We start from the raw sequence: 24,641 nt of genomic DNA on the forward strand, positions 1-24,641 counted from the left end.
TAAAGTGCCTTCCTCATCCCATCTTCTTAGGGTTTGGATGGAAACACCCAGTGTTTTAGCTGCAACGCCAATACTAACATATCTACTCATTTGTATATAATAATATAGAAATAAGTAGATTTCAATTGGCAGTTATTAACCCTGCACAACTGTTTGGCAGGCTTGCAGGAACTGCTGTTAATTGACAGTCAGTTTCATGGTAATCAGATGCTGAATCTGTCGATTGGGTCTGCGACCACACTACCACAGGAAAGTATTGAAGAGATGCTAAAACGCGCCGATCAGGCCATGTACACCCAAAAACGCGCCTATTATGTCCAGTTTGACCGGCGTGAAACCCAGGATTAAACCCATCAAGCGCCCATAAAAAATGCCACAGAACGTGGCATTTTTCTTAGCGTTTACCCATAGATTTACGGGTCCCACGTGGTGGTGGAAACAGCTTGTCGGCATAACCTTCATCTTTAGGACGAACCTGATTATGCAAGGCATCCATCTGAGCTTTTTCTTCCGCAGATGGCATTGGGAATGGGAGTTTTACCACAGGTTTTTTTGAAGTAGGCTGCTGCTTACTCATGACGATAACTCAAATCAAATTAGCGCTATTTTAAGGTTTTTTGCAGTCAGAAGCGAGCCTCCGGCTTTTTATTCTCAAAAATGCCTTATTTTGAGGCGCAGAAGCACAAATTTCGTGATTTTTTATTAATTTGTTGAGATTTTAAACGACGAAGTGACTATTTTTGAGCTAAGATAGTGTGCTTTTTATTTTTTAATCCCTATAAGAAGGAATACTGCCGTGGACGTACGTCTCTCTGATCGTGTAAATGCCATCAAACCGTCCCCAACGCTTGCTGTGACAAACAAAGCTGCTGAATTGAAAGCTGCTGGTCATAACGTAATTGGCTTGGGTGCAGGCGAACCGGATTTCGATACACCACAACACATCAAAGATGCAGCAATTGCAGCAATTAACAACGGTTTTACCAAATATACCGCTGTTGACGGTACGCCAGGCCTGAAAAAAGCCATTATTGCGAAACTAAAACGTGACAATAACCTTGACTACCAAGCCAACCAGATTCTGGTGTCTTGCGGTGGTAAACAATCATTCTTTAACTTGGCACTTGCACTGTTAAACAAAGGTGATGAAGTGATCATCCCTGCGCCATTCTGGGTAAGCTATCCAGATATGGTCATCATCGCTGAAGGCGTGCCAGTGATTGTAAAATGTGGCGAAGAACAACGCTTCAAAATCACTCCTGCTCAGTTAGAAGCAGCCATCACAGACAAAACCCGTTTAGTGGTACTGAACAGCCCGTCTAACCCGACAGGTATGATCTACACCAAAGCTGAACTGGAAGCTCTGGCTGAAGTACTGCGTAAATACCCAGAAGTGTATATCGCATCTGACGACATGTACGAACCAATCCGCTGGGATGACGAATTCTACAACATCGCTACTGTTGCACCAGACCTGTATGACCGCACTATCGTGTTAAACGGTGTGTCTAAAGCCTATGCCATGACTGGCTGGCGTATCGGCTATGCAGCGGGCCCTGCTAAACTGATCGGCGCGATGAAAAAAATCCAGTCTCAGTCTACCTCTAACCCGACGTCTATTTCACAAGTGGCTGCAGAAGCTGCATTAAATGGTCCTCAAGACGTTCTACAACCAATGATTGAAGCGTTCAAACGCCGTCATGACTTGGTGGTAAACGGTTTGAACGACATCAAAGGTATTTCTTGCTTACCTGCAGATGGTGCGTTCTATGCCTACGCCAACATCAAACCACTGATTCGTGCTAAAGGCTTAAAATCTTGCACAGAATTCTCTGCATGGTTACTGGAAGAAACGGGCGTTGCCGTGGTTCCAGGTGATGCATTCGGTTTAGGCGGTTTCATGCGTATCTCTTATGCAACGGCTGATGAAGTGCTGGTAGATGCGTTAGCGCGTATCAAGAAAGCGGCGGATTCAATCGAAGGCGTTGATGAAGCGATTGCGTCGATCGAAGCTGAAAAAGCTGCTCAATAATCTCTTCTGAGCAATAAAAAAAACCGCGACCTGTTCGCGGTTTTTTTTATGGCCTGATTTAACTCTAAACGCTCAATTCAGCGGACCATAGATAACGGTTAGATGGCCTTTTCCAGCGCCTGAATGAGCTGACTGCGTGAGATGTCAGGACGGTCTGTACCCTTATAAATACAGTAATATTTAAAGGCACTATCCAGACTCACCCGCAGTTTTTTTTGTTCAGAAGCCGACCAGACCCGGCAGCGGTTACTACCCGACAAGGCACTGCCGGCAAGCTGATACAGGTATAAATCCTGGCTGCGCTGTAATGGCGTGCGGATCGCATGATCCGGATGCTCTGAAAGCTGGAAACATGGCTCATTGATCAGCCATTTTTCACTAAACCACAGCTGCAGCAAATCGCCCAGATACAGATCGACATGCCCGACTGGCCATATGTTGATATAGGCCGAAGCAACAGGCGTATAATAATCTGCTGGATTGCTGATAAGAGAAAGGTAGTTGTCTTTGTAAAAATTGAGATTTGCAAAAATTTCAGGGATGCTGAGCGTATTCATTCGCTGTCTCCGATTTAGCCATTTTTGTGCTGGCAAGTTGGTTTAAATCCACACTGTTTAACCATTTGGTCAAACGACTTTCTGGATTTAATCTAACAACAGATTTTTTGCTTTGCAAGATTTTTTCGTGTTTTATTTTATTTTGCACAAATAAAAAGCATATAAACTTTAAATGTAAAAAAGATGACAGTTTTCGCTTGACCCCTGCTGAAATCCCTCTATAATCGCATTCAGATTCTCCCATAGCTCAGTCGGTAGAGCGACGGACTGTTAATCCGCAGGTCCCTGGTTCGAGCCCAGGTGGGAGAGCCAAATTCAAGAAAGCCCAAGCATTTAAGACTTGGGCTTTTTTATTGCCAAAATTTATAGCTTCCAATCTTTTTAATTCCTACAGCGATTCACATCTGAAGGTTATAAAAAAAAGAAGATTAGGATCTTCCCGAGCGATCTAATGGCGAGACGTCAATCGCCAGATCAGCAGAGCATCTATCTTCAAAAACAGGTAAATCAGCCCTGATTCCCCTTCTCACAGCCATAAAAAAACGGAACCGAAGTCCCGTTTTCTCTCAAAAAATATTGACTGTTTCAAGCTGCCTGCGCCGGCACACCGCTATGGAAACGGAAAGTATCATCCGGGCTTAAAATCAGATTTTTTTCCACTTCACGAATATGCTGAATCCGGCCCTGAATATCTTCTTCCGGATTTTTTAGCTTGGCAGTTTTGGCAACGTCCAATGCCAGTGCCAGATAATCTTCATAATGACGCGATTCAGATTTCAGCAAATAGCGGTAGTAACGCCCCAGCTCTTCATCAACATGCGGTGCCAAGGCATAAAACCGCTCGCAGGAACGCGCTTCTACAAAGGCGCCAATCACCAGTACATCAATTAACGCTTCTGGCTCATAGGTACGGATTTCTTTGCGTAAGCCGCCGGCATAACGGCCTGCGCTTAAGCCTTTCCACTCCTGTCCGCGTTTGTTCATAAATTCCAGCACCTGTTCATAATGCAGCATTTCTTCACGAACCAGTTGCGCCAGTTTGACCTGCAAATCGGTAAAGAAGCTGTAGCGGAACATCAGGTTCATGGCCGTACCGGCGGCTTTTTTCTCGCAGTTGGCATGATCCTGCATCAGGATTTCCAGATTGTTCAGCGCTTCATCCAGCCAGGCTTGCGGGGTTTCACAGCCCAGGAAGCCGATCACCGGCTTCATGAGTTCATCATAATTGATTGTCGACATACAAAAACTTCAGGATTATCGTGCAGCTTTAATCGCTGCTTTCATTTGCTGTACAGCTTGTGCCAGACCCACAAACACCGCATCGGCAATGAGCGAGTGACCAATATTCAGTTCGTGAATTTGCGGAATTGCGGCAATCGGCGTCACGTTATCTAAATTCAGGCCATGGCCGGCATTCACCACCAGACCTTTGGCCGCGGCATATTCGGCACCTTTCACAATACGTTCCAGCTCAGCCTGCTGTGCCTCTGCGGTTTCAGCATCGGCGTAGGCACCGGTATGAATTTCAATGGTTGGTGCACCACAAGCAACTGCGGCATCAATCTGGGCAAAGTCAGCATCAATAAACAGGGATACATCACAACCCAGAACAGAGAGAGCCTGCGTTGCCGCTTTTACCGCCGCAAAATTACCGACCACATCCAGTCCACCTTCAGTGGTGACTTCCTGGCGTTTTTCCGGGACAAAGCAAACATGATGCGGTTTGATTTCTTTGGCGAACTCGACCATTTCATCAGTCACCGCCATTTCCAGATTCATGCGGGTTTTCAGCAATGGACGCATACGACGCACATCATCATCCTGAATATGACGACGATCTTCACGCAGATGCAAGGTAATACCCTCTGCACCAGCCTGTTCACAAATCAGTGCGGCATTGACCGGATCTGGGTAAGTGGTGCCACGTGCTTGTCGCAATGTTGCAACATGGTCAATATTTACACCAAGTAATGCAGCCATACTCTTTTCCTAATTACGATTGTGTTTGGGAGTTCTGTATCCACAATTGACGACTTTTTAACGGCCGATCTCCCAGCAGGGAGCTGATCATCTGCCGATATAATTTAGACAGTAATTGTAACTGTTTTGGATTAAAATCCCTACCCTTTTCATGGTCACGCATACTCAAAATCTGCGCGCCACTTAAACTGGAACGGGAAGCCTGCGCCGTTGGCATAAAGCCTTCATTTAATAAAAACTGATACTGCTGCATTGCACCAATCGGCTGCTGGTTGGCATCCACTTCAAAGTCGATGGCATAACCCAGCTCTTGTAGCAATACATGCTCAAACTGGCGCAGAATCTGTCTTAAAAAGCTGTTTGGCTGCGGATGGCTCGACAACTGCTGCAATTGCTGCAAAGTGGTGGCATATTGTAGAAAAGTTTCAGGCATCTCGACTTCGAGCGGACACAGACGCAGCAAAATTTCATTCAGATAAAAACCGGAGAAAAAGGCATCGCCAAAGAAAAATACGGGCTGGTTGATAATTTCCAGTTTGGTAAAATTTTTCAGTTCAGATTTACCCGAGGCCTGCAGGCTAATCGGTTGATATTGTGGTGGCGGGGTTTGTCTTAAAATACCATCAATCCGCCCATATTCCTGGGTAAACAGATGCACAATATGACTACGCTCGCGGTATTTACGATGATGGATCAGGTAGCCATGCAAGACTTCATTACGCATGCGGGCAGGATATCAGCCTAATCATCTTTCTTTTTGCTTTCATCTTCTTCATCCCCATCGGGAATGACTGCACCGACCACAGCGGCCGTGCCTTTGACCACGCCTTTGGTGGTTTTATAGGCCACTTTAACCGGAACTGTAACCACCTTATGAATACAGCCTTGCAGCATGAACATGCAGGCTAAAATCACAGCAATTTTGGTCATTACAGTTCCTCGTTTCATGGCTTAGATATCGCTATATCCCAAGCTTTTTAATGCACGTTCATCATCTGACCAGCCACCTTTGACTTTCACCCAAAGCGTGAGCATGATTTTCTGTTCGAACATTTTTTCCATATCGACACGGGCATCCATCCCGATTTTTTTCAGCTTAGCACCTTTTTCACCAATCACAATGGCTTTTTGGCCCGGACGGTCTACAAAGATGGTGGCATCAATATAGGTACAAGCCGGTTTCATACGACCGGTTTTTTCATTTAAAGCCGGCTCTTCGGTTTTAAATGATTCAATCTGTACGGTTAAATCGTATGGAAGTTCTTCACCGAGCTGACGCATGATTTTTTCACGAATAATTTCAGAGGCCAGGAAGCGCTCGGAACGGTCGGTAACCTGATCAAATGAATATAGCGGTGGCTGGAATGGCAGATATTGCTCAATGGTGTCACGCAGATGTTCCAGATTGGCACCACGCAGCGCAGATACCGGCACAATTTCTGCAAAGTTCATCAGCTTGGCACGCTCCTGAATCAGCGGCAGCGCCTGATTTTTATTCTCGAAGGTATCCAGTTTATTGATCACCAGAATGACTGGCATGTCTGCATTTTTCAATTTCTCCAGTACGAGTTCATCGTTCTGGGTCCATTTTTGTGCATCGACGACGAATAATACCAGGTTCACATCACGCAGCGCCGAGTGCGCGGCACGGTTCATCATTTTGTTGATGGCACGCACTTCTTTTTTGTGCATCCCCGGGGTATCGACATAGACTGCCTGAGATTTTTCACGCGAATCAATCCCGACAATTTTATGGCGGGTGGTTTGCGGCTTACGCGAGGTAATAGACAGTTTTTGACCCAACAGGTGGTTCATCAAGGTAGATTTGCCCACGTTTGGCCGGCCCACAATGGCCACAAATCCGCTACGGTAATCCGATGGAATTTCCTGACCTTGTGAACTGAAGAATTGATTAATTAAATCGTGGCTGTCGCTTTGCGACTCGTGATCAGCATCGTTGTGATCGGAATGGATTGTCATTGAGACGTTTGCTCCAAGAGTTTTAAAATTTCCGCGGCAACTGCCTGCTCGGCAAAGCGGCGGCTAGAACCTTCACCTTTCATTACCGGTAAAGCATCGACCCGGCATTCCACCTTGAAATGCTGGTTCGGGGCATCACCCTGAATATCTACAACCTCGTAAACTGGGAGAGGTTTTTTACGTGCTTGTAAATACTCTTGTAGGCGTGATTTCGGATCTTTGAGCTGATCGGTTGGCTCAATATGATCCAGATAAGGCACGTACCATTTTAACACAATCGTCTGTAGCAGGTTTAAATCCCCACAGTCGATATAAATCGCACCAATAATCGCCTCGACTGCATCTGCAAGTATAGACTCACGATGATGACCGCCTGATTTCAATTCACCGGTACTGAGAATTAAATTTTGACTGAGTTTTAAATCATTGGCGATTTTACCCAGTGCTTCCTGACGCACCAGTGTTGCGCGCATACGGGTCAGCCGCCCTTCATTTTCCTGCGGATAGGTAGTGTAGAGATAATTGGCAATAATCATCCCTAAAAGTGAATCGCCTAGAAATTCTAGGCGTTCATAGTTGTGTTTGTGACTGACCGAACGATGCGTCAGCGCCAGCTTGAGCAGATCCGGCTGTTTAAACTGGTATCCGATGCGGCTGGCCAAACGCGTTTCATTGAGCTTGGACTGAGCTTTGATCAAAACTTTTCTCGAATTTCATGACAATATCAATATTCAATAAGAACGGTTTTCTTATCTCATAGTCTTTCTTCACCTGTAGACCATCTACATTGGTGACCTGGGCAACATCCGCAAATTTAATATCACGAATGTTGTTCATACTTAAACGCTTATCCATTTCCCCAATGAATTTTTGCGGACTCAGGTTTTTGGGTCCATGAATCAACTGCTCTTTAATCTGGTTATCCAGCATTCGATCATCGAAATACGGTCCCCAAACCGCAACTGCAATTTTTGCCATAAAAGCAAAACCAATAATTGCAACCAGAATTGCAATATACGATGCCCCTTGTTGATGACGCATTTTGTTATTTTCCTAATGGATGATTTTAATCTATGCTGCCGTTTCGGCTAAAAGACGGCAATTTAAAACCAGGCTCTTTGTGCATCCAGATATAGACGGCACGGCCAGTCAGGTTTTCTTCAGGTACAAAACCCCAGAAACGGCTGTCAGCACTCTGATCGCGGTTATCCCCTAACGCGAAGTAATGACCTTCTGGAACTTTGACTTCCCAATATAAACCATTTGTAGAAGCATATTTACCATTTTCGACATAATTAATAAAGGGTGCCTGACGCGCCACGTTTACGCCTTCCAGTTCACGCATGGTAAAAGTATGCTTGCCTAAAGTTTCCTGATGGTAAATCGAGTTGGGTGTATCGAGGCTGTCTTTTTCACGGCTAAAGTCCAGCGCAACTTTCTGCACCTTTTCGCCGTTAATGGTAAATTGGCCATGATCATAAACAATATGATCACCCGGCAAACCCACAATCCGCTTAATGTAGCTAATGCTTGGTTGTGGCGGATAACGGAACACCGCCACATCACCGCGTTCTGGCGAACCGGTATCAATAATTTTGCTGTTGACGATTGGCAAACGCACGCCATAGTCAAATTTATTTACCAGAATAAAATCCCCGGTCTCCAGGGTTGGCACCATTGAATCTGACGGGATGTTAAACGGCTCATATAAAAACGAACGCAGCACCAGCACAACGGCCAGTACCGGCCAGAAGTCATACGCCCATGTGATAATGAAATTTTCATTGCCCCGCCCTTTGGTCTGTCTTTGCTTGAAGACAAATTTATCCAGCAACCACACAGCAATAAAAAACAGCGTGGCAGGAACGAGGATCAAATTAAAATCAAAATCCATGGGCGTTTATCCTTCTAATCTTATTAGCGTTCGACTTTTAATACAGCTAAGAACGCTTCTTGTGGGATTTCAACGCTACCCACTTGCTTCATACGTTTCTTACCTTCTTTCTGCTTGGCCAGCAGTTTCTTCTTACGCGACACGTCACCGCCATAACATTTGGCCAATACGTTCTTACGCATGGCTTTTACCGTTGAACGGGCAATAATTTGCGCCCCAATGGCCGCCTGAATTGCGACATCAAACATCTGACGCGGAATCAGGTCTTTCATTTTTTCAACCAGCGCAATACCACGGTGACGGGCATCCTGACGGTGACAGATCATTGCCAGCGCATCGACTTTTTCACCGTTAATCAAGACATCGACTTTCACCAGTGATGAACTTTCAAAACGCACGAAGTTGTAATCTAGTGATGCAAAACCACGTGAGCAGGATTTCAATTTATCAAAGAAATCCATCACCACTTCGGCCATTGGAATTTCAAAGGTAATTGATACCTGATTACTCATGAATTTCATATCTTTTTGCACACCACGACGCTCGATACACAAGGTCATGACGTTACCCAAGTATTCTTGCGGCACCAGAATATGACATTCGGCAATCGGTTCACGTAAGTCTTCAACGGTGGAACCGTCTGGCATTTTCGATGGACTGTCAATATATACGGTCTGGCCATTTTTCATTACGGCTTCATAAATAACCGTTGGCGCAGAAGAAATCAGGTCCAGATCGTATTCACGTTCTAAACGTTCCTGAACGATTTCCATGTGCAGCATACCAAGGAAGCCACAGCGGAAACCAAAACCGAGCGCATCCGAACTTTCTGGTTCAAAGAACAGCGCTGAGTCATTGATTTGCAGCTTTTGCAGTGCTTCACGGAACGGTTCAAAATCGCTGGCATCAATCGGGAACAGACCAGCATAGACCTGCGGTTTTACTTTTTTGAAGCCCGGTAACACTTCCACTTCTGGCGTGGTTGCCAAAGTAATGGTATCACCAACTGGTGCACCAAAAATATCTTTAATGCCGGCAATCACGAAGCCGACTTCGCCCGCTTCCAGAATATCGGTTTCAGTATGTTTCGGATTGAAAATACCCACAGAGGTAATGATGTGCGTTTGACCGGTTGATTTCATCAACATCTTGTCGCCTTTACGCACACGGCCCTGCTTCACACGCACCAGAGACACAACGCCCAGATAGTTATCAAACCATGAGTCGACAATTAAAGCTTGTAATGGCGCATCACGGTCACCGGTTGGTGCTGGAATAACATCAACCAGACGCTCTAAAACACCTGCAATGCCCAGACCAGTTTTGGCTGAACAGGTCGGCGCATCGGTTGCTTCAATACCAATAATATCTTCAATTTCCTGAATCACGCGTTCAGGCTCTGCTTGCGGCAGGTCAATCTTGTTCAGAATTGGCAGCACTTCCAGACCCTGCTCAATCGCGGTATAGCAGTTGGCGACCGATTGTGCTTCTACGCCCTGGGCAGCATCAACCACCAGTAGTGCGCCTTCACACGCTGCCAGTGAACGTGAAACTTCATAAGAAAAGTCAACGTGTCCCGGAGTGTCAATGAAGTTTAACTGGTATTCCTGACCATTCGGATGGGTATAGTACAAGGTCACCGAAGTCGCTTTAATGGTAATCCCACGTTCACGCTCAAGTTCCATTGAGTCCAGTACTTGCGCCTGCATTTCGCGATCCTGCAAACCGCCACAGGTCTGAATGAAACGATCCGCAAGGGTCGACTTGCCATGATCGATATGTGCAATGATCGAGAAGTTACGAATGTTTTTAATATCAACAGATTTTTTAGCTTGCGCCATGGGCTACCTTAAAAAATAACGCGCTATGCAAACCAGATTCAGTGCACAGCAAAAGCCGAATAGAAATTGCGAAGGATTATAGCAGATGGATTTTTTAAAGTATCCAAAATAATGCAAAGCTTTTCGGCCCGGCCGGTTTTAGATCATCCGATACAAACCGGCCAGTGACGATGCTTATGCCGGCTGTGGCGGATACTGGTTAAAATCCATCGGATTCAGATCGGCTGGAATAGGCTGATACGCCTGGGAAAAACTTGGCGACATGCGTTTTGGACGGCCGCTGTCTATTTCCACACAGGCCCATTTGGTCTGCGCGACAAACAGCACGCTCTGGTCCTGCGGACGATAAAACACATACTGGCGAAACAGGTACAGCGCATTAATTTCACTGAGCCAGGTTCTTAAAATCAGCTCTTCACCGGCAAATGCAGCCTTGCGATACTGCACATGATGCTCTACCGCCACCATGGCATGTTTCATTTCCAGAAACTGCGCCATGCCCAGGCCTAAGGTTTCAATATGGGCGCTGGCCACATCCTGCATCCACTGCACATAAACCACGTTGTTGACATGGCCCAGACTGTCAATATGCTCGGGTTGAACCTGAAGTTTTAAATCAAAAAATGTACTGCTCATGCTCTGTTACTGTACTGTGGTATCGGGTATCGGGTATCGAGACCCCTAGTCTACTGAAAATTGGCCCCGGATAAATTGAAAAATAAAAAAACCACAGCAGGCTGTGGTTTTTAACTGGCTCAAATCAGGAAATTCGCATGCCGACAATAGCACGTTGTCCCTGACGGATTAAGGTCACACGCGCCACGCTGCCCTTTTTCAGCTGCGAAACCGCCTGAACAAAACTGTTGCTGTCGGTGACTGGGCTATTGTTCAGCTGTACGATGACATCACCCGGTAAAATTCGCGACTGCGCTGCAATACTGCCCCGACGGACTTCCTGAATCAGCACACCGCCTTTAATTTCCAGCTGACGCATTTCTGCTGCTGACAGGTTCCGGATTGCGACCCCAAGTACCGGGCCTTTATTCTGGCTTGGCGTAACATTGCTCTTGGCCGGGGTGTCATCCGGTGCGGTGCTTAAAGTGGCCGAGATATTCCGGCGACGGTCATCGCGTAAAACTTCCAGCTGGATGGTCTGTTTAGGTGCAGTACGGTTCAGATAATTGAGTAATTCGCTGGTGCGCGAAATTGGGGTACCGTTGTATTTTAAGATCACATCACCGGCACGCAAGCCGGCTTTGGCGGCTGGAGAATCCGGTGCCACCTGGGTAATTAAGGACCCTTCCGGTTTATCCAGTCGATACGATTCTGCCAGCGTCCGGTCAATATCCTGCAGGCTCACACCTAAATAGGAACGGGTGACTTTACCATGCTGTTTTAACTGGTCTGCCACTTCCATGGCGACATCAATCGGAATCGAGAAAGACAGGCCCATATAGCCGCCCGTTCCACTAAAGATACGCGAGTTGACCCCAACCACTTCACCGCGCTGGTTAAATAGCGGTCCACCCGAGTTACCCGGGTTTAAGGCAACGTCAGTCTGAATAAACGGTACCGAGGTTTCCCCCATCATGTTACGCATTTTGGCGCTGACAATACCGGCAGAGGCGGAATAGTCAAAACCGAATGGTGAACCAATCGCCAGCACCGGCTCACCAACTTTCAGGCGATCAACATTACCGGTACGCAGTTCAGGGAAATTGCTGCCAGATACTTTCAGCAAGGCCACATCGGTCCGCTCATCGCTGCCGACCACGGTGGCATCAATTTCACGGCGATCATTCAGAACAATGGTGACTTTGGAGGCATTTTCAATCACATGGTGGTTAGTGAGCAGGTAGCCATCTTTGCTAATAAAGAAGGCACTGCCATAACCGGTTTTTTCCTGTGGCGCCTGACGCTGCGGAATCACCACCCCATCGCCAAAGAAACGGCGTAACAGTTCCGGAACCTGTTGTTGTAACAGCTCTTCCTGGCTTAAACGTTTGACCACATTGACACTGACAACACCGGGGCTGACCTGTTCAACCAGGTTGGAAAAATCTACTGAAGTAGAGGCCTGTGCTTGAACAGATGCCATAGTGAACACAGCTGCATAGAGACCCTTCTGTAAGTAGCGATTATTCATATATAGCATTCACTCAATTTGTTTATAAAAATGTGATGTTCTGTTTTTAACATAACGCTTTTTAAGATTTCGTAATAATATGTTCAATTCCTCAACAGGATACAAGTGCTTGCGCCATTTTTTATAAAATGGAGTTTTATTGCTTTTTCTCATCATTAATAAGCATCTTGACCCTTGCCTTTTGTTTTAAAAAGCGTTGTCATTACCAGACTTTTTTCAAATTAGCTGATGGACATGTCTAATTTACATGCAACTCATCATTTTGATGTGATCATTGTGGGTAGTGGCGGCGCAGGTTTAAGTCTGGCACTGTCATTACCAGCTCATTTTAAAATTGCCGTGCTGGCCAAGTCGGCCCTGACTGATGCCAGCACCTTTTATGCCCAAGGTGGGGTCGCAGCCGTACTGGATGAAACCGACTCTATTCAACAGCATATAGATGACACAATGATTGCAGGCGCGCATTTATGTGAACTGAATGCCGTGCAGCAAACTGTAGAGGGCGGTAAACCTTCGGTCGATTTCCTGCTTGAACATGGCGTTCAATTTACCCTCGATGAACAGGAACAACTGCATTTAACCCGTGAAGGCGGCCACTCCCAGCGCCGGATCATTCACGCGGCAGATGCCACGGGACGTGCCATTTCAACGACACTGGTCCAGCGGGCCAGAGAAAAACAGAATATCCAGATTTTTGAAAACTTTGTTGCCATTGACCTGATTACCACACAGAAACTCGGTCAAACCGGTGACAATCGTGCATTGGGCCTGTATGCCCTGGATGAAAACACCGACCAGATTGATACCTTCCTGGCGCCCTTTACCGCCCTAGCCTGCGGCGGTGCCATGAAAGCCTATCTGTACACCTCTAACCCGGATATTGCCACCGGTGATGGGATTGCCATGGCCTACCGCGCCGGTTGCCGCGTCGCCAATATGGAATTTAACCAGTTTCATCCGACCTGCTTATACCATCCGCAAGCCCGTTCCTTCTTGATTACCGAAGCCATGCGTGGCGAAGGCGCCTATTTACGCCTGCCAGATGGGGAACGCTTTATGCTACGTTTCGATGAGCGTGCCGAACTGGCGCCACGTGATATTGTGGCACGTGCGATTGACTTTGAAATCAAGCGTCTGGGGATTCGTCATGTCTGGCTAGACATCACCCATAAACCGGCCGAATTTGTTAAAGAACACTTCCCGACCCTGTATGCGCGTTTACTGGAACTGGGCATCGACATCACCACAGACATGATTCCGGTGGTCCCGGCGGCGCATTATACCTGTGGCGGTGTAGTGGTTGATGAACACAGCCAGACCGATATTGCTGGCCTGTATGCCATTGGGGAAACCTCATATACCGGCCTGCACGGTGCGAATCGTATGGCCAGTAACTCACTTTTAGAATGTTTTGTATATGGCATGAGTGCCGCTGAACACATTCAGGCTGAATTCAAGCCCGATTATCAATCACCAAATGTGCCAGCCTGGGATGATTCTCAAGTGACCCATCCCGATGAAGATGTGGTGATTCTACAAAACTGGGATGAACTGCGCGCCACCATGTGGAACTACGTCGGAATTGTCCGTACCACCAAGCGTTTGCAACGTGCCCTGCACCGTATTGAAATGCTGAAACGCGAAATTACCGAGTATTATCAGGATTACAAGGTCAGTAAAAACCTGATTGAACTGCGTAATCTGGTGCTGGTTTCAGAAATGATTGTGCGCTGTGCCATGCAGCGTAAAGAATCACGTGGCCTGCATTACACCCTGGATTATCCGGAACTGGCAGATGAGCTGCGTAAAACCGTTCTTACGCCGCCAAACTTCCAGGTAGAAACGCCATTGGTCAATGAGGATGTGCCGGCTTAAAATGCTTTTACATCTTCAGTTCTGAAAGATAAAAAAACCGAATCGTATCATGCGATTCGGTTTTTGTTGGTCGCAACCAAAATGGTTTCAGCCGGATGGTGCCTCAAGTTTAAGCATATTGCGCTGCACTCGAGGTTGGCTTTAACAAGGGCAACTGCTCAGGTTCTAGCGCTCCGGACAGCAATTGCGGCAGATAGGTCTGCACATAATTACGTAAAGTTAATGCCACCTGTGCCGAAAAATGTGGCTGCTGTAACTGTGTCTGTAAATGTGCCAAAGCCTGCGCCTCGGTCAGCTGATGAGTTTGCACGGCATAGACATAGCCCAATAAAGCACCTTGTGCCAAAAACTGATATGGCAACCCGGCCTGAGCATTGCTGGCAATTGAACCTAACACCCGCTCGGATGCACTGAGCTTGCGTAGCGGATCACGCGCCACCCGTGCACATGGGTCTTTATAGGCATGGACACAGGAGTTTGCAAAACTTTGTGCCAGTGCATGTAGATCTTTCTGTCGGTGTGGTAACACCACCGCCAGTCCCTGCTGAACCTGCTGTAACAACTGCTGCATGAACTGTTCAATCTGCGGGTCGGCCAGAGCCACACCAATGGTTTGATGACCACGTAGGCTGGCATACCAGGCAAGCATCGCATGCACCCCGTTCCAGAGCCGGTTTTTAATCAGCTGGATTTCACTGATGTCTTCGACCAGAATCATCTGCCGCATTTTTTGCAGTAACGGACTGGCATTTTCCACATAAATCGGCATGTCGATTTCTGCATTAAACAGAATAAGATCCATGGTCTGTAGAATATGACTCGGCTGGAAATTACGGCGCAAATCTTCCACATACAGGCTGGCCTGACGTTCCTGCTCCGGCTGCAAACGGGTGTTATCCTCAATTTCAACCGGCTCGGCTTCATCTTCCGTTTGCGACTGCTTGAAGATGTTGTATTTAATCCGTAGCTGGCGGTACAGGTTCTGGTCAGTCAGTTTGGATACCATACGGTTGACCACGGTATCGCAGAAATAATGCTGCGCTAAAATGGCTTGTGCGGTCTGCACATCACTTAAGGCCATCAGGGCTTTACGGATATGCTCCAGCAATAACTGCTTGGCACCGACTTTATTTAAAATAATCAGCACGGTTAAAGGCGCAGCCGGCTGGTCCTGATGGGCCAGATAACGTGCATACAGGCCTTGCGCAATCACCTCAGCTTCGCTGCTCAGCGCTTTTTCTGGCAGACATAAGGCAATCAAGCTGGATTCGATATACATCTCCTGCATGTGCTGCAGGTTATCTGCATCAATAATGCTCATGTTTTCAATACGTTCATCATAGGACATTTGCCCATAACGAATGCAATAGGTGCCAAAAGCATTCACCGCAGAGCGATACAGCTGGTTACGGGTAGAAGCGTAAATCCGTTTCGGACGGGTATAACCATCCCAATGCGATAATACCTGCGCCAGATAACCGCCACCAATCGCACCAAAACCATGGATTCCGACAGTTAGCTGGTTCAAGGTTTGTGGAAAGGCTTCCTGCAGGCTGGGCATGCCCAAGGCCGGAATATACAGGTTTAAATCTTCCAGATAATCTTCCATGCTTTCATAGTAGTAATGCGCCTTAGACAGCATCTGTTCATTTGGTGCTTTAATGTCCCGCAGCAGCACGGTAATGCCCTGCGCTGCATAGGCCGAGGTCACACCATTGTCTGAATCTTCAAACATGAAACAGTCACTGGCGGAGAGATTCAGCTTTTGCGCAGCGGTCAGGAAAATTTCCGGATGCGGTTTGCCACGTTGGACTTCATCTCCGCACACCAGTACATCAAAAAATTTATAGACATTGGCATTAATTAAATATTCTTCGGCAATGGCACGGCGACTGGACGTCGCCACTGCCATGCGCAGCCCGGATTTACGCAAGCGCTCCAGCACCTGTAGCAAACCGGTTTTAATCGGCACGCCAAACTGACGCACACTTTCCAGTTCCAGCTCATCGGCACGCTGGCGAATTTCGGTATAGGGAATATCTTCACCATATTCAGCCTGTGCCAGCTGTTTGGCACTCCGCGCACTCAAGCCCAGACAACCCATTAAATAGTCATCGCTGAACTCGACTCCAATCAATTCCCGAGATGCCTGTTTCAAGGTTTGAAACCGTAAACGCTCAGTATCAAACATTGTGCCATCCATATCGAAAATTGCGCCCTGGATCATTTTATTTTTAAATTTAAGCATTTCCCCCCTCATTTGATCATTTTTCAACAGGCCTAGAGCCTAGAGCAATTTTTGAGGGAACAACACCTTAGACAAAGAATGAAATATTTAAGGTTAAAAATTAACCACTTGATTGGAGTAAGATTTAAGATATGTAACATTGAGTAATTAATAAGTAACATCATGTAAATCAATAAAGCGATTTTGCTGAAATATAAGGATAAGTTTTAAATAATTCGGAGGGTGCTTTTGGCGAATTAAATAGGCTTCAAAAAATAAAAAGCTGGAAGCATCAGATTGGCGAAGAAACTGAAGCAAGCAAAATTAAGACGAGTAAGAAAAGGATAAAATCAAGCGAGCCAGATCAAAAGAACAAGTGACCTGAGAATCAAGCCACTTGGGGTGGAATTGAATAGGTTCCGGTCACATGCGCCACCGGTTCCTCCTGCCCGACTGAATAAATCCAGACTTCACCCACGGCCAGACTTTTACCCAGTTTCATGAGCCGGCATTCCGCCCGCAGGTTTTTTCCACCAGCGGGTTTGCGTAAAAAATTGATATTCAGGTTGGTGGTGACCGCCAACCCGACAATCCCAATCTGGCCCAGAATGGCTACATATAAAGCCAGATCTGCAGCCGTCATCATGGTCGGACCAGAGATCGTGCCACCCGGACGTAATTCACTTTCCCCAACCCGATAGGTCAAGCAGGCACCCATTGGCGTGACCGCATCAATCTCACATTTTTCCAGACTCTGGGGAAATTCTTGTTGTAAAAATTCAATAATTTCAGCACGGTTACTTTTCATTGTGATCAAAAAATCCTCTATCATCACGCTACTATAGAAGATTTTTAGTCTTGACCCAAATTTAAGCAGCGACTGTCTGTAAATATTTGAGCGCCTCGGCAAAGACCAGATCCGGACTTTGGGTGGCATCTAAACGTTTAATCCGTTCTGGTTCTGCCTGCCACAACTCCTGATAACCAGCACGCACCTTTTCAAAAAAGGTGACTTTTTCCTGTTCAAAACGGTCCAGCGCACCACGTTCACGCGCACGGGACATGCCCAGTTCAATCGGTGCATCCAGCCAGAAAGTCAGAGCCGGCATGTGCGAAACAAAATTCTGGTTCAGCAATTGCAACTTTTCCCGGCTTAGGCCACGCCCAGCACACTGATAGGCAAAGCTGGCATCAGTAAAGCGGTCACAGAGTACCGTTTTGCCAGCTGCCAGTGCAGGCAGAATCACCTGCGCCAGATGCTGGGCGCGCGCTGCGTACATCAGCAGTAATTCAGTATCATTACACATCTGCTCGTCATGATTGACTGAAAGCAGCAGACTGCGAATCTGCTCGGCCATCGGGGTGCCACCCGGTTCACGGGTTAGCACTACTTCACTGCCTTGAGCCTGCAAATGCTCATAAATACGACGGATGAGCGTGGTTTTACCTACCCCTTCGGTGCCTTCAAAGCTAATAAACATGCTCACTCCTTGTTCTTCGCACGAATGACCGCCAGATATTCCTGAACTGCGCGGTTATGATCTTGCAGATTGGTACTGAATTTATGTCCGCCATCACCGGTGGCGACAAAATAGAGATTGTCGGAATCATCCGGATGCATTGCTGCTTCAATCGCGCGTTTGCTTGGCAGTGCAATTGGTGTTGGCGGCAAACCATAGATGGTATAGGTATTGTACGGCGTTGGGGTACGTAAATCCTTACGGGTAATATTGCCCTGATATTTGTCGCCCATCCCGTAAATGACGGTCGGGTCGGTTTGTAAACGCATGCCTATCTTTAAACGGCGCACAAATACGCCGGAGACCTGACGCAGTTCGCTATCGACATGGGTTTCTTTTTCAATAATCGAGGCCATCACCAGCGCTTCATATTTATTCTTGTACGGTAAATCTGCTGCACGGTTGGCCCAGGCTTCATCCAGTGCTTTCATCTGACGCTGATATAAATCGGTCAGAATTTTACGGTCCGATTCGCCCTTGGCAAAGAAATAGGTATCTGGCGCAAACAGGCCTTCTGGATGCTCAAACGGAATATTCAGCGCTTTTAATAATTGATCGGTCGGAAGATGGCTGACTTCTTTAGTCACCAGTTCATCCTTTTGCAGACGCTGTACCAGCTGTTTAAAAGTGGTGCCTTCAATGACCAGAATCCGGTTCATCTGCGCATTTTCCGCATTGGAGATCATTTCCATGACTTCACGGATGCTCATGCCCTGCTGGATTTCATAAACCCCGGCTTTCATCGAATCATGAATCATGATTTTCTGATACAGCTTCAAAATAATCGGGAAACTGACCTGATCATTTTTTTCCAGACGATCAATAAAACCGGAATAGGTATCGCCATCGCCAATGGCCAGTAATTCTTTCTGGCCTTTTACCGGATAGTCTTTAAACAGGCTGGACCAGAGCATCACCACGACAATGAGGAGTACGCCCAATAACAGGGTTAAAATACCTTTAATCGGTAATGGGGAGCGAGGCTTGTTTTTCTTTTTCGTTTTAGAGCGGGATGAAGACATATTAATGCATCTGATTCAATTGAAGACGATTAAACAGTTCAATACAGGCTTGAACATCTAAAAGGCGTGCATCGAGCTGGGTCACGATTTTCATCGGACTGAGCGCATTACAGAAAAACAGACTCTGGAACTGCGCAATTTCTTCCATATCGACATAACGCTGGCGACAGGAAATGCCGTGCTGCTGCATACGGGCCAGAATTTCAGCCCGCATCACGCCGTGGACGCCATTATAACGAAGTTCCGGCGTAATCCATTCATTGTTTATAAGAATGAAACAATTACTGCTCACCCCTTCAACAACCGAGCCTTGCACATCAGTCACCAAGGCTTCCGGCCAACCCTGCGCATCGGCTTCTTTTTTCAGTATCACCTGTTCTAAACGGTTCAGGCTTTTGATGCCGACCAGATGTGGCATACTCAGCCCCATCGCTTGTTTCAACACACCACTGGCGATTTTTTCATAGTGAAAATCATCCACTGCTTTGGGATAAAAGAAGACCCAGACATCAGCCTCTTGTGCGGGCAGGCTATAACCGCGCTGTCCATCTCCCCGACTAATGATGATTTTTAAGGTGCCATTAACCTGCGGATAATGCTGCTGCAGCTGTTGAATCGACTGCTGGATAAACGCCAGATTGGCATTTAAATACAAACGCTCACAGCCGCGTTGTAGCCGCAGCAGATGTAAGGCCTCCAGTTCAATATGGCCATTGCGGATGCGCGCGGTGCTAAAGCAGCCATCGCCATAATGAAAGGCACGGTCCAGCACTGAAACGGCCGATATTTCCTCAGCATTCTTAAAATATTGCATACAACAAGTATCCATTTGAGCTGGCTTTAGTGTAAGAATGGAAGATCTATTTATATTTCTTTTTTATTCATATAAAATTCATTTTTTATTATTTTTTTAGGAATAAGACTAGCGCTATTCTTGCCTCATGTTACAAAACAGCGAAAAATTTGAGGTTAGTCATGAGTTTTACAAAATTAAAAATTGGGGTACTGGCCGCATTAATTTCGGCATCCTCCTTTGGTGTTGCTGCAAAAGATTTTCTGAACGTGTCGTATGACCCGACCCGTGAATTATATGATGATGTGAATAAACAGTTCGGCAAATACTGGGAAAGCCGGACCGGACAAAAAATTAATTTTAAACAGTCGCATGGCGGTTCAGGCAAGCAGGCCCGTGCCGTAATTGATGGCCTGAGTGCCGATGTGGTGACACTGGCTTTGGCCGCCGATATTGATGTAATTGCGGAAAAAGCCAAACTGTTTCCGGCAGACTGGCAAAAGAAATTACCGTATAACTCGACGCCTTATACCTCGACCATTGTATTTTTAGTACGTAAAGGTAATCCGAAAGGGATTCAGGACTGGGGCGATCTGGTCAAGCCGGGCGTAGGTATTATTACCCCGAACCCGAAAACCTCAGGCGGTGCACGCTGGAACTATCTGGCCGCCTGGGCTTGGGCTAAACATCAGCCGGGTGGCAATGATCAAACTGCACAGGAATTTGTCCGTAAAATTTATAAAAACACCAAAGTTCTGGATTCAGGCGCCCGCGGTTCAACCACCACGTTTGCCGAGCGTGGCATTGGTGATGTACTGCTGGCCTGGGAAAATGAAGCGCACTTAGCCATTCGTGAGCAGCCGGGTAAATTTGAAATTATTACCCCAAGCCTGTCGGTACTGGCAGAACCGCCGGTGGCCATTGTTGAGAAAAATGCGGAAAAACACGGCAACAAATATTTGGCCCAAGGCTATTTAAACTTCCTGTATTCCCCACTCGGACAGGATTTAGCCGGCAAACATTATTATCGTCCTCGTAGCGAAGCAGCATTAAAGAAATACAGCCAGGTCTTTAAGCCGTTAAAGCTGGTCACGGTAGATCAGGAATTTGGGGGCTGGGCCAAAGTCCAGTCTGCACATTTTGAAAATGGCGGTATTTTCGACCAGATCGTAAAAGCCAATAGCGCTAAATAATTCAGCTGTAGCATCAGCAACTGTAAGGTAAGCAAAGGAGCATCGACATGATTCATACCGTAATTGTTCCGGGCGTAGGTGGCAGTGAATATAGCCACTGGCAATCCTGGTTACAACGACAGCTCATGTCCTGCTCCCGCGTCGAGCAGCAGGACTGGAATGCCCCGGTACTCGAAACCTGGGTAGAACAGTTCCGAAGCACCGTGGCGGCGATTGATGCACCGCTGCAAATTGTGGCGCATAGCTTTGGCTGTTTGACTACCGTAGCCGCTCTGGCGCAATACCCGGCGCTGCAACGCAAGGTCAAGAATCTGGTACTGGTGGCACCGGCCAACCCGGGCCGTTTTGGTGAAGCCGGTTTTGCCCGTGACAGCCAGCATGACTATCAGGATTATTTTCATCAGCTGCAAGTGCAGGTTCCCGCCAGCATGCTGATCAGTGAAAATGATCCCTGGTTAAATGCCGAACATGCACTGGAACTGGCGCAGTCCTGGCAATTAGAACCGGTAAGCTTGGGCCATGTCGGGCATATTAATGTCGCCTCTGGTTTTGGTCCTTTTCCTGAACTCTGGAATTACCTGATTTCAGAAAAGGCTATGCAGCATATCAGTATTACTGATGACAGCAAGTATTTATTTAAATTTGCAATTTAACCCTCGCAAATTATGCTTGTGCCGAAATTTATTTATTTTTCGCTGGCTGATTTCAGCCCGCATTCTCTCTTTGAGGAGTAATCATGTCGCAGCGGTCCCGAGTGCTGCCAGGATTTGGTCTTTCTCTAGGCTTTACCCTAGCGTATTTATCATTAATCGTTCTGATTCCTTTGTCTGCCGTATTTTTAAAATCGCTGGACATTGGCTGGGAAGGTTTATGGGAAATTTTAAGTTCTGAACGTATCTTAAAATCTTTGCAGTTAAGTTTTAGTGCTGCGCTGATTGCAGCGCTGGTGAACGTCGTTTTTGGTTTATTGCTGGCCTGGTGTCTGGTGCGTTACCGCTTCCCGGGCAAACGCCTGATTGATGCGCTGGTCGATTTACCTTTTGCCTTACCGACCGCCGTGGCCGGTATTGCCCTGACCTCTTTATATGCACCGACCGGCTGGATTGGTCAGTATCTGGAACCTTTAGGCATTCAGGTGGCCTATACCCCAATCGGGATTACCTTGGCCCTGATCTTCATTGGTATTCCATTTGTGGTGCGTACCGTACAGCCGGTACTCAGCGATTTGGAAACCGAGCTGGAAGAAGCTGCATCTGCCTTGGGCGCAAACCGTCTGCAGATTGTTACCAAAGTGATTTTCCCGATTTTACTGCCGGCGTTAATTACTGGTTTTGCCCTGGCCTTTGCCCGTGGCGTGGGTGAATATGGTTCGGTAATCTTCATTGCCGGGAACCAGCCTTTTGAAACTGAAATTGCCCCGCTGATGATTATCTCCCGTTTAGAAGAATATGATTATGCCGGTGCAACCACTATTGCGGTGGTAATGCTGCTGATTTCATTTGTGATGCTGTTCCTAATTAACTTGTTACAAGCATGGGCCAGCCGTCGTACAGGGAGAACAGCCCGATGAGTTTAAATACCAACAGCAATGCTTTGGCCGACAAGCTGCAATCGCGTGATGCCACCCGTGAACCGACCTGGGTTCGCTACACCTTACTGGCCATTGCCCTGATTTTCTTCCTGAGCTGCCTAATTCTGCCGTTAATTCTGGTATTCGTTGAAGCCTTTAAACAAGGTGTGGGCGTGTATACCCAGGCACTGGTACATCCAGATACCTTATCTGCAGTCAAACTGACCTTACTCACTGCAGCCATTGCCGTTCCACTCAACGTGGTGTTTGGTGTAGCCGCAGCCTGGTCGGTGGCCAAGTTTAACTTCCCGGGTAAATCAATTCTGACCACCATCATTGATTTGCCGTTCTCGGTCTCTCCCGTCATTGCCGGGATGATGCTGGTACTGATTTTTGGTACCCAGGGCTGGATGGGCAACTGGTTAATGGACAACGACATCAAGATTTTATATGCCGTGCCAGCGATTGTTATTGCCACCATCTTTATTACCGTACCGTTTGTGGCACGTGAACTGATTCCACTCATGGAAGCGCAAGGCACCGAAGAAGAAGAAGCGGCCATTGTACTGGGTGCCTCTGGCTGGCAAACCTTCTGGAAAGTTACCTTGCCGAATATTAAATGGGGCCTGATTTACGGTGTCATTCTGTGTAATGCCCGGGCGATGGGTGAGTTTGGTGCGGTCTCGGTCGTGTCTGGACACATTCGCGGTGAAACCAATACCTTGCCTTTACACGTTGAGATTCTCTATAACGAATATACCTTCAGTGCTGCGTTTGCGGTGTCATCCCTGCTGGCCCTACTGGCAATTGTGACCTTGATCCTGAAAACCTGGGTCGAAATCCGTCAGGAAAAGCAGGACAAACGTAATGAAGATTCAACAGTTTCTTAAGGAATGACCTCATGAGTATTCAAGTTAAAAATATTGAAAAACACTTTGGTGCATTCCATGCACTGAACAATATCTCCCTCGATTTTCCAGATGGCCAGCTGGTGGCTCTCCTAGGTCCATCGGGCTGTGGTAAAACCACCCTGCTGCGGATTATTGCCGGTTTGGAATCTGCCGATGGCGGTCAGGTGATTCTGGAAGGTCAGGATGCCACCGATGTTCACGTGCGTGAGCGTCAGGTCGGTTTCGTCTTCCAGCATTATGCGCTGTTCCGTCACATGACCGTTTTTGACAACATTGCCTTTGGTTTACGTGTACGTCCGCGTGCCACTCGTCCATCGGAAGCTGAAATTAAAAAACGCGTGACCCGCCTGCTTGATCTGGTACAACTCGGCTTTCTGGCCGACCGTTATCCGGCGCAATTGTCTGGCGGTCAGCGTCAGCGTATTGCCCTGGCGCGTGCCTTAGCCGTTGAACCACGTGTCCTGCTGCTGGATGAACCGTTTGGTGCGCTGGATGCCAAAGTGCGTAAAGAACTGCGCCGCTGGTTACGTACCCTGCATGATGAATTGCATATCACTTCAATTTTTGTTACCCATGATCAGGAAGAAGCCTTAGAAGTGGCGGACCAGATCGTGGTGATGAACAAAGGCAACATCGAGCAGATTGGTTCACCACGCGAAGTCTACGAAAAACCGGCGACGCCGTTTGTGTTTGACTTCCTGGGTCAGGCCAACCGTTTTGAAGGCCAGAACAGCAATGGCCTGATTCAGCTGGGTGAAGACCGCATTCAGCTGGCCAGCGCACAACAGGGGCCTCAGGGCGAGATCATTGCCTTTGCCCGCCCGGATGAGCTGACCATTCATGCCCAGCCACAGGACAATGCCATTCAGGCCACCTTCTTACGTGAAGTCTGGATTGCAGGAAAAGTACTGGCAGAACTGAATGACCGTCAAGGGAACTTAATTGAAATTTCCCTCACCCCAGAAGAAGCACGCTTGCATCAGTTCCGTCCAAACCAGACCGTCTGGCTGACAGCAAGTCAATTACATTTATTTGAAAATCAAGTCGCTTAACCGCGCACCGATGGGGCATTTCAAGCCCCATCCTTTTTTGAGGGAAAA

28 protein-coding genes and 1 tRNA gene are annotated in these 24,641 nt (G+C 47.2%); 9 read left to right on the forward strand and 20 right to left on the reverse strand.

What is annotated here, in order from left to right:
• A partial coding sequence (locus tag FTT63_RS10150) for a MerR family DNA-binding transcriptional regulator (RefSeq protein WP_180046995.1) occupies nucleotides 1-90 on the reverse strand: 90 nt, incomplete at its 3' end.
• A 63-nt stretch (nucleotides 91-153) separates the two neighbouring features.
• Here FTT63_RS10150 and FTT63_RS10155 point away from each other — a divergent pair.
• A complete protein-coding gene (locus FTT63_RS10155; RefSeq protein WP_180036450.1) occupies nucleotides 154-348 on the forward strand; it encodes a diguanylate cyclase in 195 nt (64 codons plus the stop codon).
• Between the two features lie 46 nt (nucleotides 349-394).
• On the opposite strand, the gene FTT63_RS10160 is transcribed toward FTT63_RS10155, so the two are convergent.
• Nucleotides 395-577 carry a hypothetical protein gene (locus tag FTT63_RS10160; RefSeq protein ID WP_005176699.1) on the reverse strand — a complete coding sequence of 61 codons (183 nt, stop codon included), beginning with the start codon at nucleotides 575-577 and terminating at the stop codon, nucleotides 395-397.
• A gap of 219 nt (nucleotides 578-796) precedes the next feature.
• Between FTT63_RS10160 and FTT63_RS10165 the strand changes: the two genes are divergently transcribed.
• Entirely contained in the window at nucleotides 797-2,032 is a 1,236-nt protein-coding gene (locus FTT63_RS10165) for a pyridoxal phosphate-dependent aminotransferase (RefSeq protein ID WP_005176698.1), read from the forward strand.
• Between the two features lie 98 nt (nucleotides 2,033-2,130).
• Here the strand turns inward: FTT63_RS10165 and FTT63_RS10170 are convergent, their stop codons facing one another.
• Both FTT63_RS10170 and FTT63_RS10175 read right to left on the reverse strand, forming a co-directional pair.
• The gene (locus tag FTT63_RS10170) at nucleotides 2,131-2,589 is read right to left on the reverse strand and encodes a hypothetical protein (protein ID WP_180192234.1); all 459 of its coding nucleotides are present in this window, start codon (nucleotides 2,587-2,589) and stop codon (nucleotides 2,131-2,133) included.
• Complete coding sequence (locus tag FTT63_RS10175; RefSeq protein ID WP_143217969.1) at nucleotides 2,567-2,833, reverse strand: hypothetical protein; 267 nt, start codon at nucleotides 2,831-2,833, stop codon at nucleotides 2,567-2,569. Before FTT63_RS10175 ends, FTT63_RS10170 begins: the two co-directional genes overlap by 23 nt.
• On the opposite strand from FTT63_RS10175, the gene FTT63_RS10180 reads away from it, so the two are divergent.
• Nucleotides 2,826-2,901, forward strand: a tRNA-Asn gene (locus FTT63_RS10180). The two genes, FTT63_RS10175 and FTT63_RS10180, sit on opposite strands and share 8 nt — an antisense overlap.
• 273 nt (nucleotides 2,902-3,174) lie before the next feature.
• Here FTT63_RS10180 and FTT63_RS10185 read toward each other — a convergent pair.
• From FTT63_RS10185 to FTT63_RS10235, 11 genes are all read right to left on the reverse strand, one after another.
• Entirely contained in the window at nucleotides 3,175-3,828 is a 654-nt protein-coding gene (locus FTT63_RS10185) for a tRNA-(ms[2]io[6]A)-hydroxylase (RefSeq protein WP_005176696.1), read from the reverse strand.
• Nucleotides 3,829-3,843: 15 nt separating this feature from the next.
• Entirely contained in the window at nucleotides 3,844-4,569 is a 726-nt protein-coding gene (gene pdxJ, locus FTT63_RS10190) for a pyridoxine 5'-phosphate synthase (protein WP_016660036.1), read from the reverse strand.
• A 13-nt stretch (nucleotides 4,570-4,582) separates the two neighbouring features.
• A complete protein-coding gene (locus FTT63_RS10195; RefSeq protein WP_127800111.1) occupies nucleotides 4,583-5,293 on the reverse strand; it encodes a DNA repair protein RecO in 711 nt (236 codons plus the stop codon).
• Between the two features lie 17 nt (nucleotides 5,294-5,310).
• Nucleotides 5,311-5,499: an NF038104 family lipoprotein gene (locus FTT63_RS10200; protein WP_005176688.1), complete on the reverse strand. Its 189-nt coding sequence runs from the start codon at nucleotides 5,497-5,499 to the stop codon at nucleotides 5,311-5,313.
• A gap of 21 nt (nucleotides 5,500-5,520) precedes the next feature.
• A complete protein-coding gene (era, locus tag FTT63_RS10205) occupies nucleotides 5,521-6,549 on the reverse strand; it encodes a GTPase Era (protein ID WP_016660033.1) in 1,029 nt (342 codons plus the stop codon).
• Entirely contained in the window at nucleotides 6,546-7,247 is a 702-nt protein-coding gene (gene rnc / locus FTT63_RS10210; protein WP_127800113.1) for a ribonuclease III, read from the reverse strand. Before rnc ends, era begins: the two co-directional genes overlap by 4 nt.
• Entirely contained in the window at nucleotides 7,219-7,590 is a 372-nt protein-coding gene (locus FTT63_RS10215; RefSeq protein WP_005176678.1) for a DUF4845 domain-containing protein, read from the reverse strand. The genes rnc and FTT63_RS10215 overlap by 29 nt, the downstream gene beginning before the upstream one ends.
• A 25-nt stretch (nucleotides 7,591-7,615) precedes the next feature.
• Nucleotides 7,616-8,443, reverse strand: coding sequence for a signal peptidase I (lepB, locus tag FTT63_RS10220; protein ID WP_016660031.1), 828 nt, complete (start codon nucleotides 8,441-8,443; stop codon nucleotides 7,616-7,618).
• A gap of 23 nt (nucleotides 8,444-8,466) precedes the next feature.
• Nucleotides 8,467-10,284 (reverse strand): translation elongation factor 4, encoded by a 1,818-nt coding sequence (lepA, locus tag FTT63_RS10225; RefSeq protein ID WP_005176673.1) that lies wholly within the window; start codon nucleotides 10,282-10,284, stop codon nucleotides 8,467-8,469.
• Nucleotides 10,285-10,458: 174 nt separating this feature from the next.
• Nucleotides 10,459-10,920: a thioesterase family protein gene (locus FTT63_RS10230; RefSeq protein ID WP_005176672.1), complete on the reverse strand. Its 462-nt coding sequence runs from the start codon at nucleotides 10,918-10,920 to the stop codon at nucleotides 10,459-10,461.
• Between the two features lie 124 nt (nucleotides 10,921-11,044).
• Nucleotides 11,045-12,430: a Do family serine endopeptidase gene (locus FTT63_RS10235; RefSeq protein ID WP_180192235.1), complete on the reverse strand. Its 1,386-nt coding sequence runs from the start codon at nucleotides 12,428-12,430 to the stop codon at nucleotides 11,045-11,047.
• Between the two features lie 228 nt (nucleotides 12,431-12,658).
• Between FTT63_RS10235 and nadB the strand changes: the two genes are divergently transcribed.
• On the forward strand, nucleotides 12,659-14,305 hold the full coding sequence (nadB, locus tag FTT63_RS10240) for an L-aspartate oxidase (RefSeq protein ID WP_163145964.1): 1,647 nt from the start codon (nucleotides 12,659-12,661) through the stop codon (nucleotides 14,303-14,305).
• 109 nt (nucleotides 14,306-14,414) lie between these two features.
• On the opposite strand, the gene mtlD is transcribed toward nadB, so the two are convergent.
• From mtlD to pabC, 5 genes are all read right to left on the reverse strand, one after another.
• Nucleotides 14,415-16,553: a bifunctional mannitol-1-phosphate dehydrogenase/phosphatase gene (gene mtlD, locus FTT63_RS10245; RefSeq protein ID WP_180192236.1), complete on the reverse strand. Its 2,139-nt coding sequence runs from the start codon at nucleotides 16,551-16,553 to the stop codon at nucleotides 14,415-14,417.
• Between the two features lie 367 nt (nucleotides 16,554-16,920).
• On the reverse strand, nucleotides 16,921-17,340 hold the full coding sequence (locus FTT63_RS10250) for a PaaI family thioesterase (protein ID WP_005176662.1): 420 nt from the start codon (nucleotides 17,338-17,340) through the stop codon (nucleotides 16,921-16,923).
• 61 nt (nucleotides 17,341-17,401) lie between these two features.
• On the reverse strand, nucleotides 17,402-18,013 hold the full coding sequence (gene tmk / locus FTT63_RS10255; protein WP_005176660.1) for a dTMP kinase: 612 nt from the start codon (nucleotides 18,011-18,013) through the stop codon (nucleotides 17,402-17,404).
• A 2-nt stretch (nucleotides 18,014-18,015) separates the two neighbouring features.
• Nucleotides 18,016-19,074 (reverse strand): endolytic transglycosylase MltG, encoded by a 1,059-nt coding sequence (gene mltG / locus FTT63_RS10260; protein WP_163142403.1) that lies wholly within the window; start codon nucleotides 19,072-19,074, stop codon nucleotides 18,016-18,018.
• 1 nt (nucleotide 19,075) lies between these two features.
• A complete protein-coding gene (gene pabC / locus FTT63_RS10265) occupies nucleotides 19,076-19,888 on the reverse strand; it encodes an aminodeoxychorismate lyase (RefSeq protein WP_180192237.1) in 813 nt (270 codons plus the stop codon).
• A gap of 161 nt (nucleotides 19,889-20,049) precedes the next feature.
• On the opposite strand from pabC, the gene FTT63_RS10270 reads away from it, so the two are divergent.
• The 5 genes from FTT63_RS10270 to FTT63_RS10290 all read left to right on the forward strand — a co-directional run bounded on the left by FTT63_RS10270 (nucleotide 20,050) and on the right by FTT63_RS10290 (nucleotide 24,593).
• Entirely contained in the window at nucleotides 20,050-21,060 is a 1,011-nt protein-coding gene (locus FTT63_RS10270) for a sulfate ABC transporter substrate-binding protein (RefSeq protein ID WP_160243414.1), read from the forward strand.
• Nucleotides 21,061-21,107: 47 nt separating this feature from the next.
• Complete coding sequence (locus FTT63_RS10275; RefSeq protein WP_005176655.1) at nucleotides 21,108-21,713, forward strand: alpha/beta hydrolase; 606 nt, start codon at nucleotides 21,108-21,110, stop codon at nucleotides 21,711-21,713.
• A gap of 83 nt (nucleotides 21,714-21,796) precedes the next feature.
• Complete coding sequence (gene cysT, locus FTT63_RS10280) at nucleotides 21,797-22,630, forward strand: sulfate ABC transporter permease subunit CysT (RefSeq protein ID WP_005176654.1); 834 nt, start codon at nucleotides 21,797-21,799, stop codon at nucleotides 22,628-22,630.
• Complete coding sequence (gene cysW / locus FTT63_RS10285) at nucleotides 22,627-23,520, forward strand: sulfate ABC transporter permease subunit CysW (RefSeq protein ID WP_075167788.1); 894 nt, start codon at nucleotides 22,627-22,629, stop codon at nucleotides 23,518-23,520. Before cysT ends, cysW begins: the two co-directional genes overlap by 4 nt.
• A gap of 11 nt (nucleotides 23,521-23,531) precedes the next feature.
• Nucleotides 23,532-24,593 carry a sulfate/molybdate ABC transporter ATP-binding protein gene (locus tag FTT63_RS10290; protein ID WP_005176652.1) on the forward strand — a complete coding sequence of 354 codons (1,062 nt, stop codon included), beginning with the start codon at nucleotides 23,532-23,534 and terminating at the stop codon, nucleotides 24,591-24,593.
• Nucleotides 24,594-24,641: the final 48 nt, after the last annotated feature.

This window comes from Acinetobacter sp. C15, from assembly GCF_013420645.1.
Classification (GTDB): domain Bacteria; phylum Pseudomonadota; class Gammaproteobacteria; order Pseudomonadales; family Moraxellaceae; genus Acinetobacter; species Acinetobacter indicus.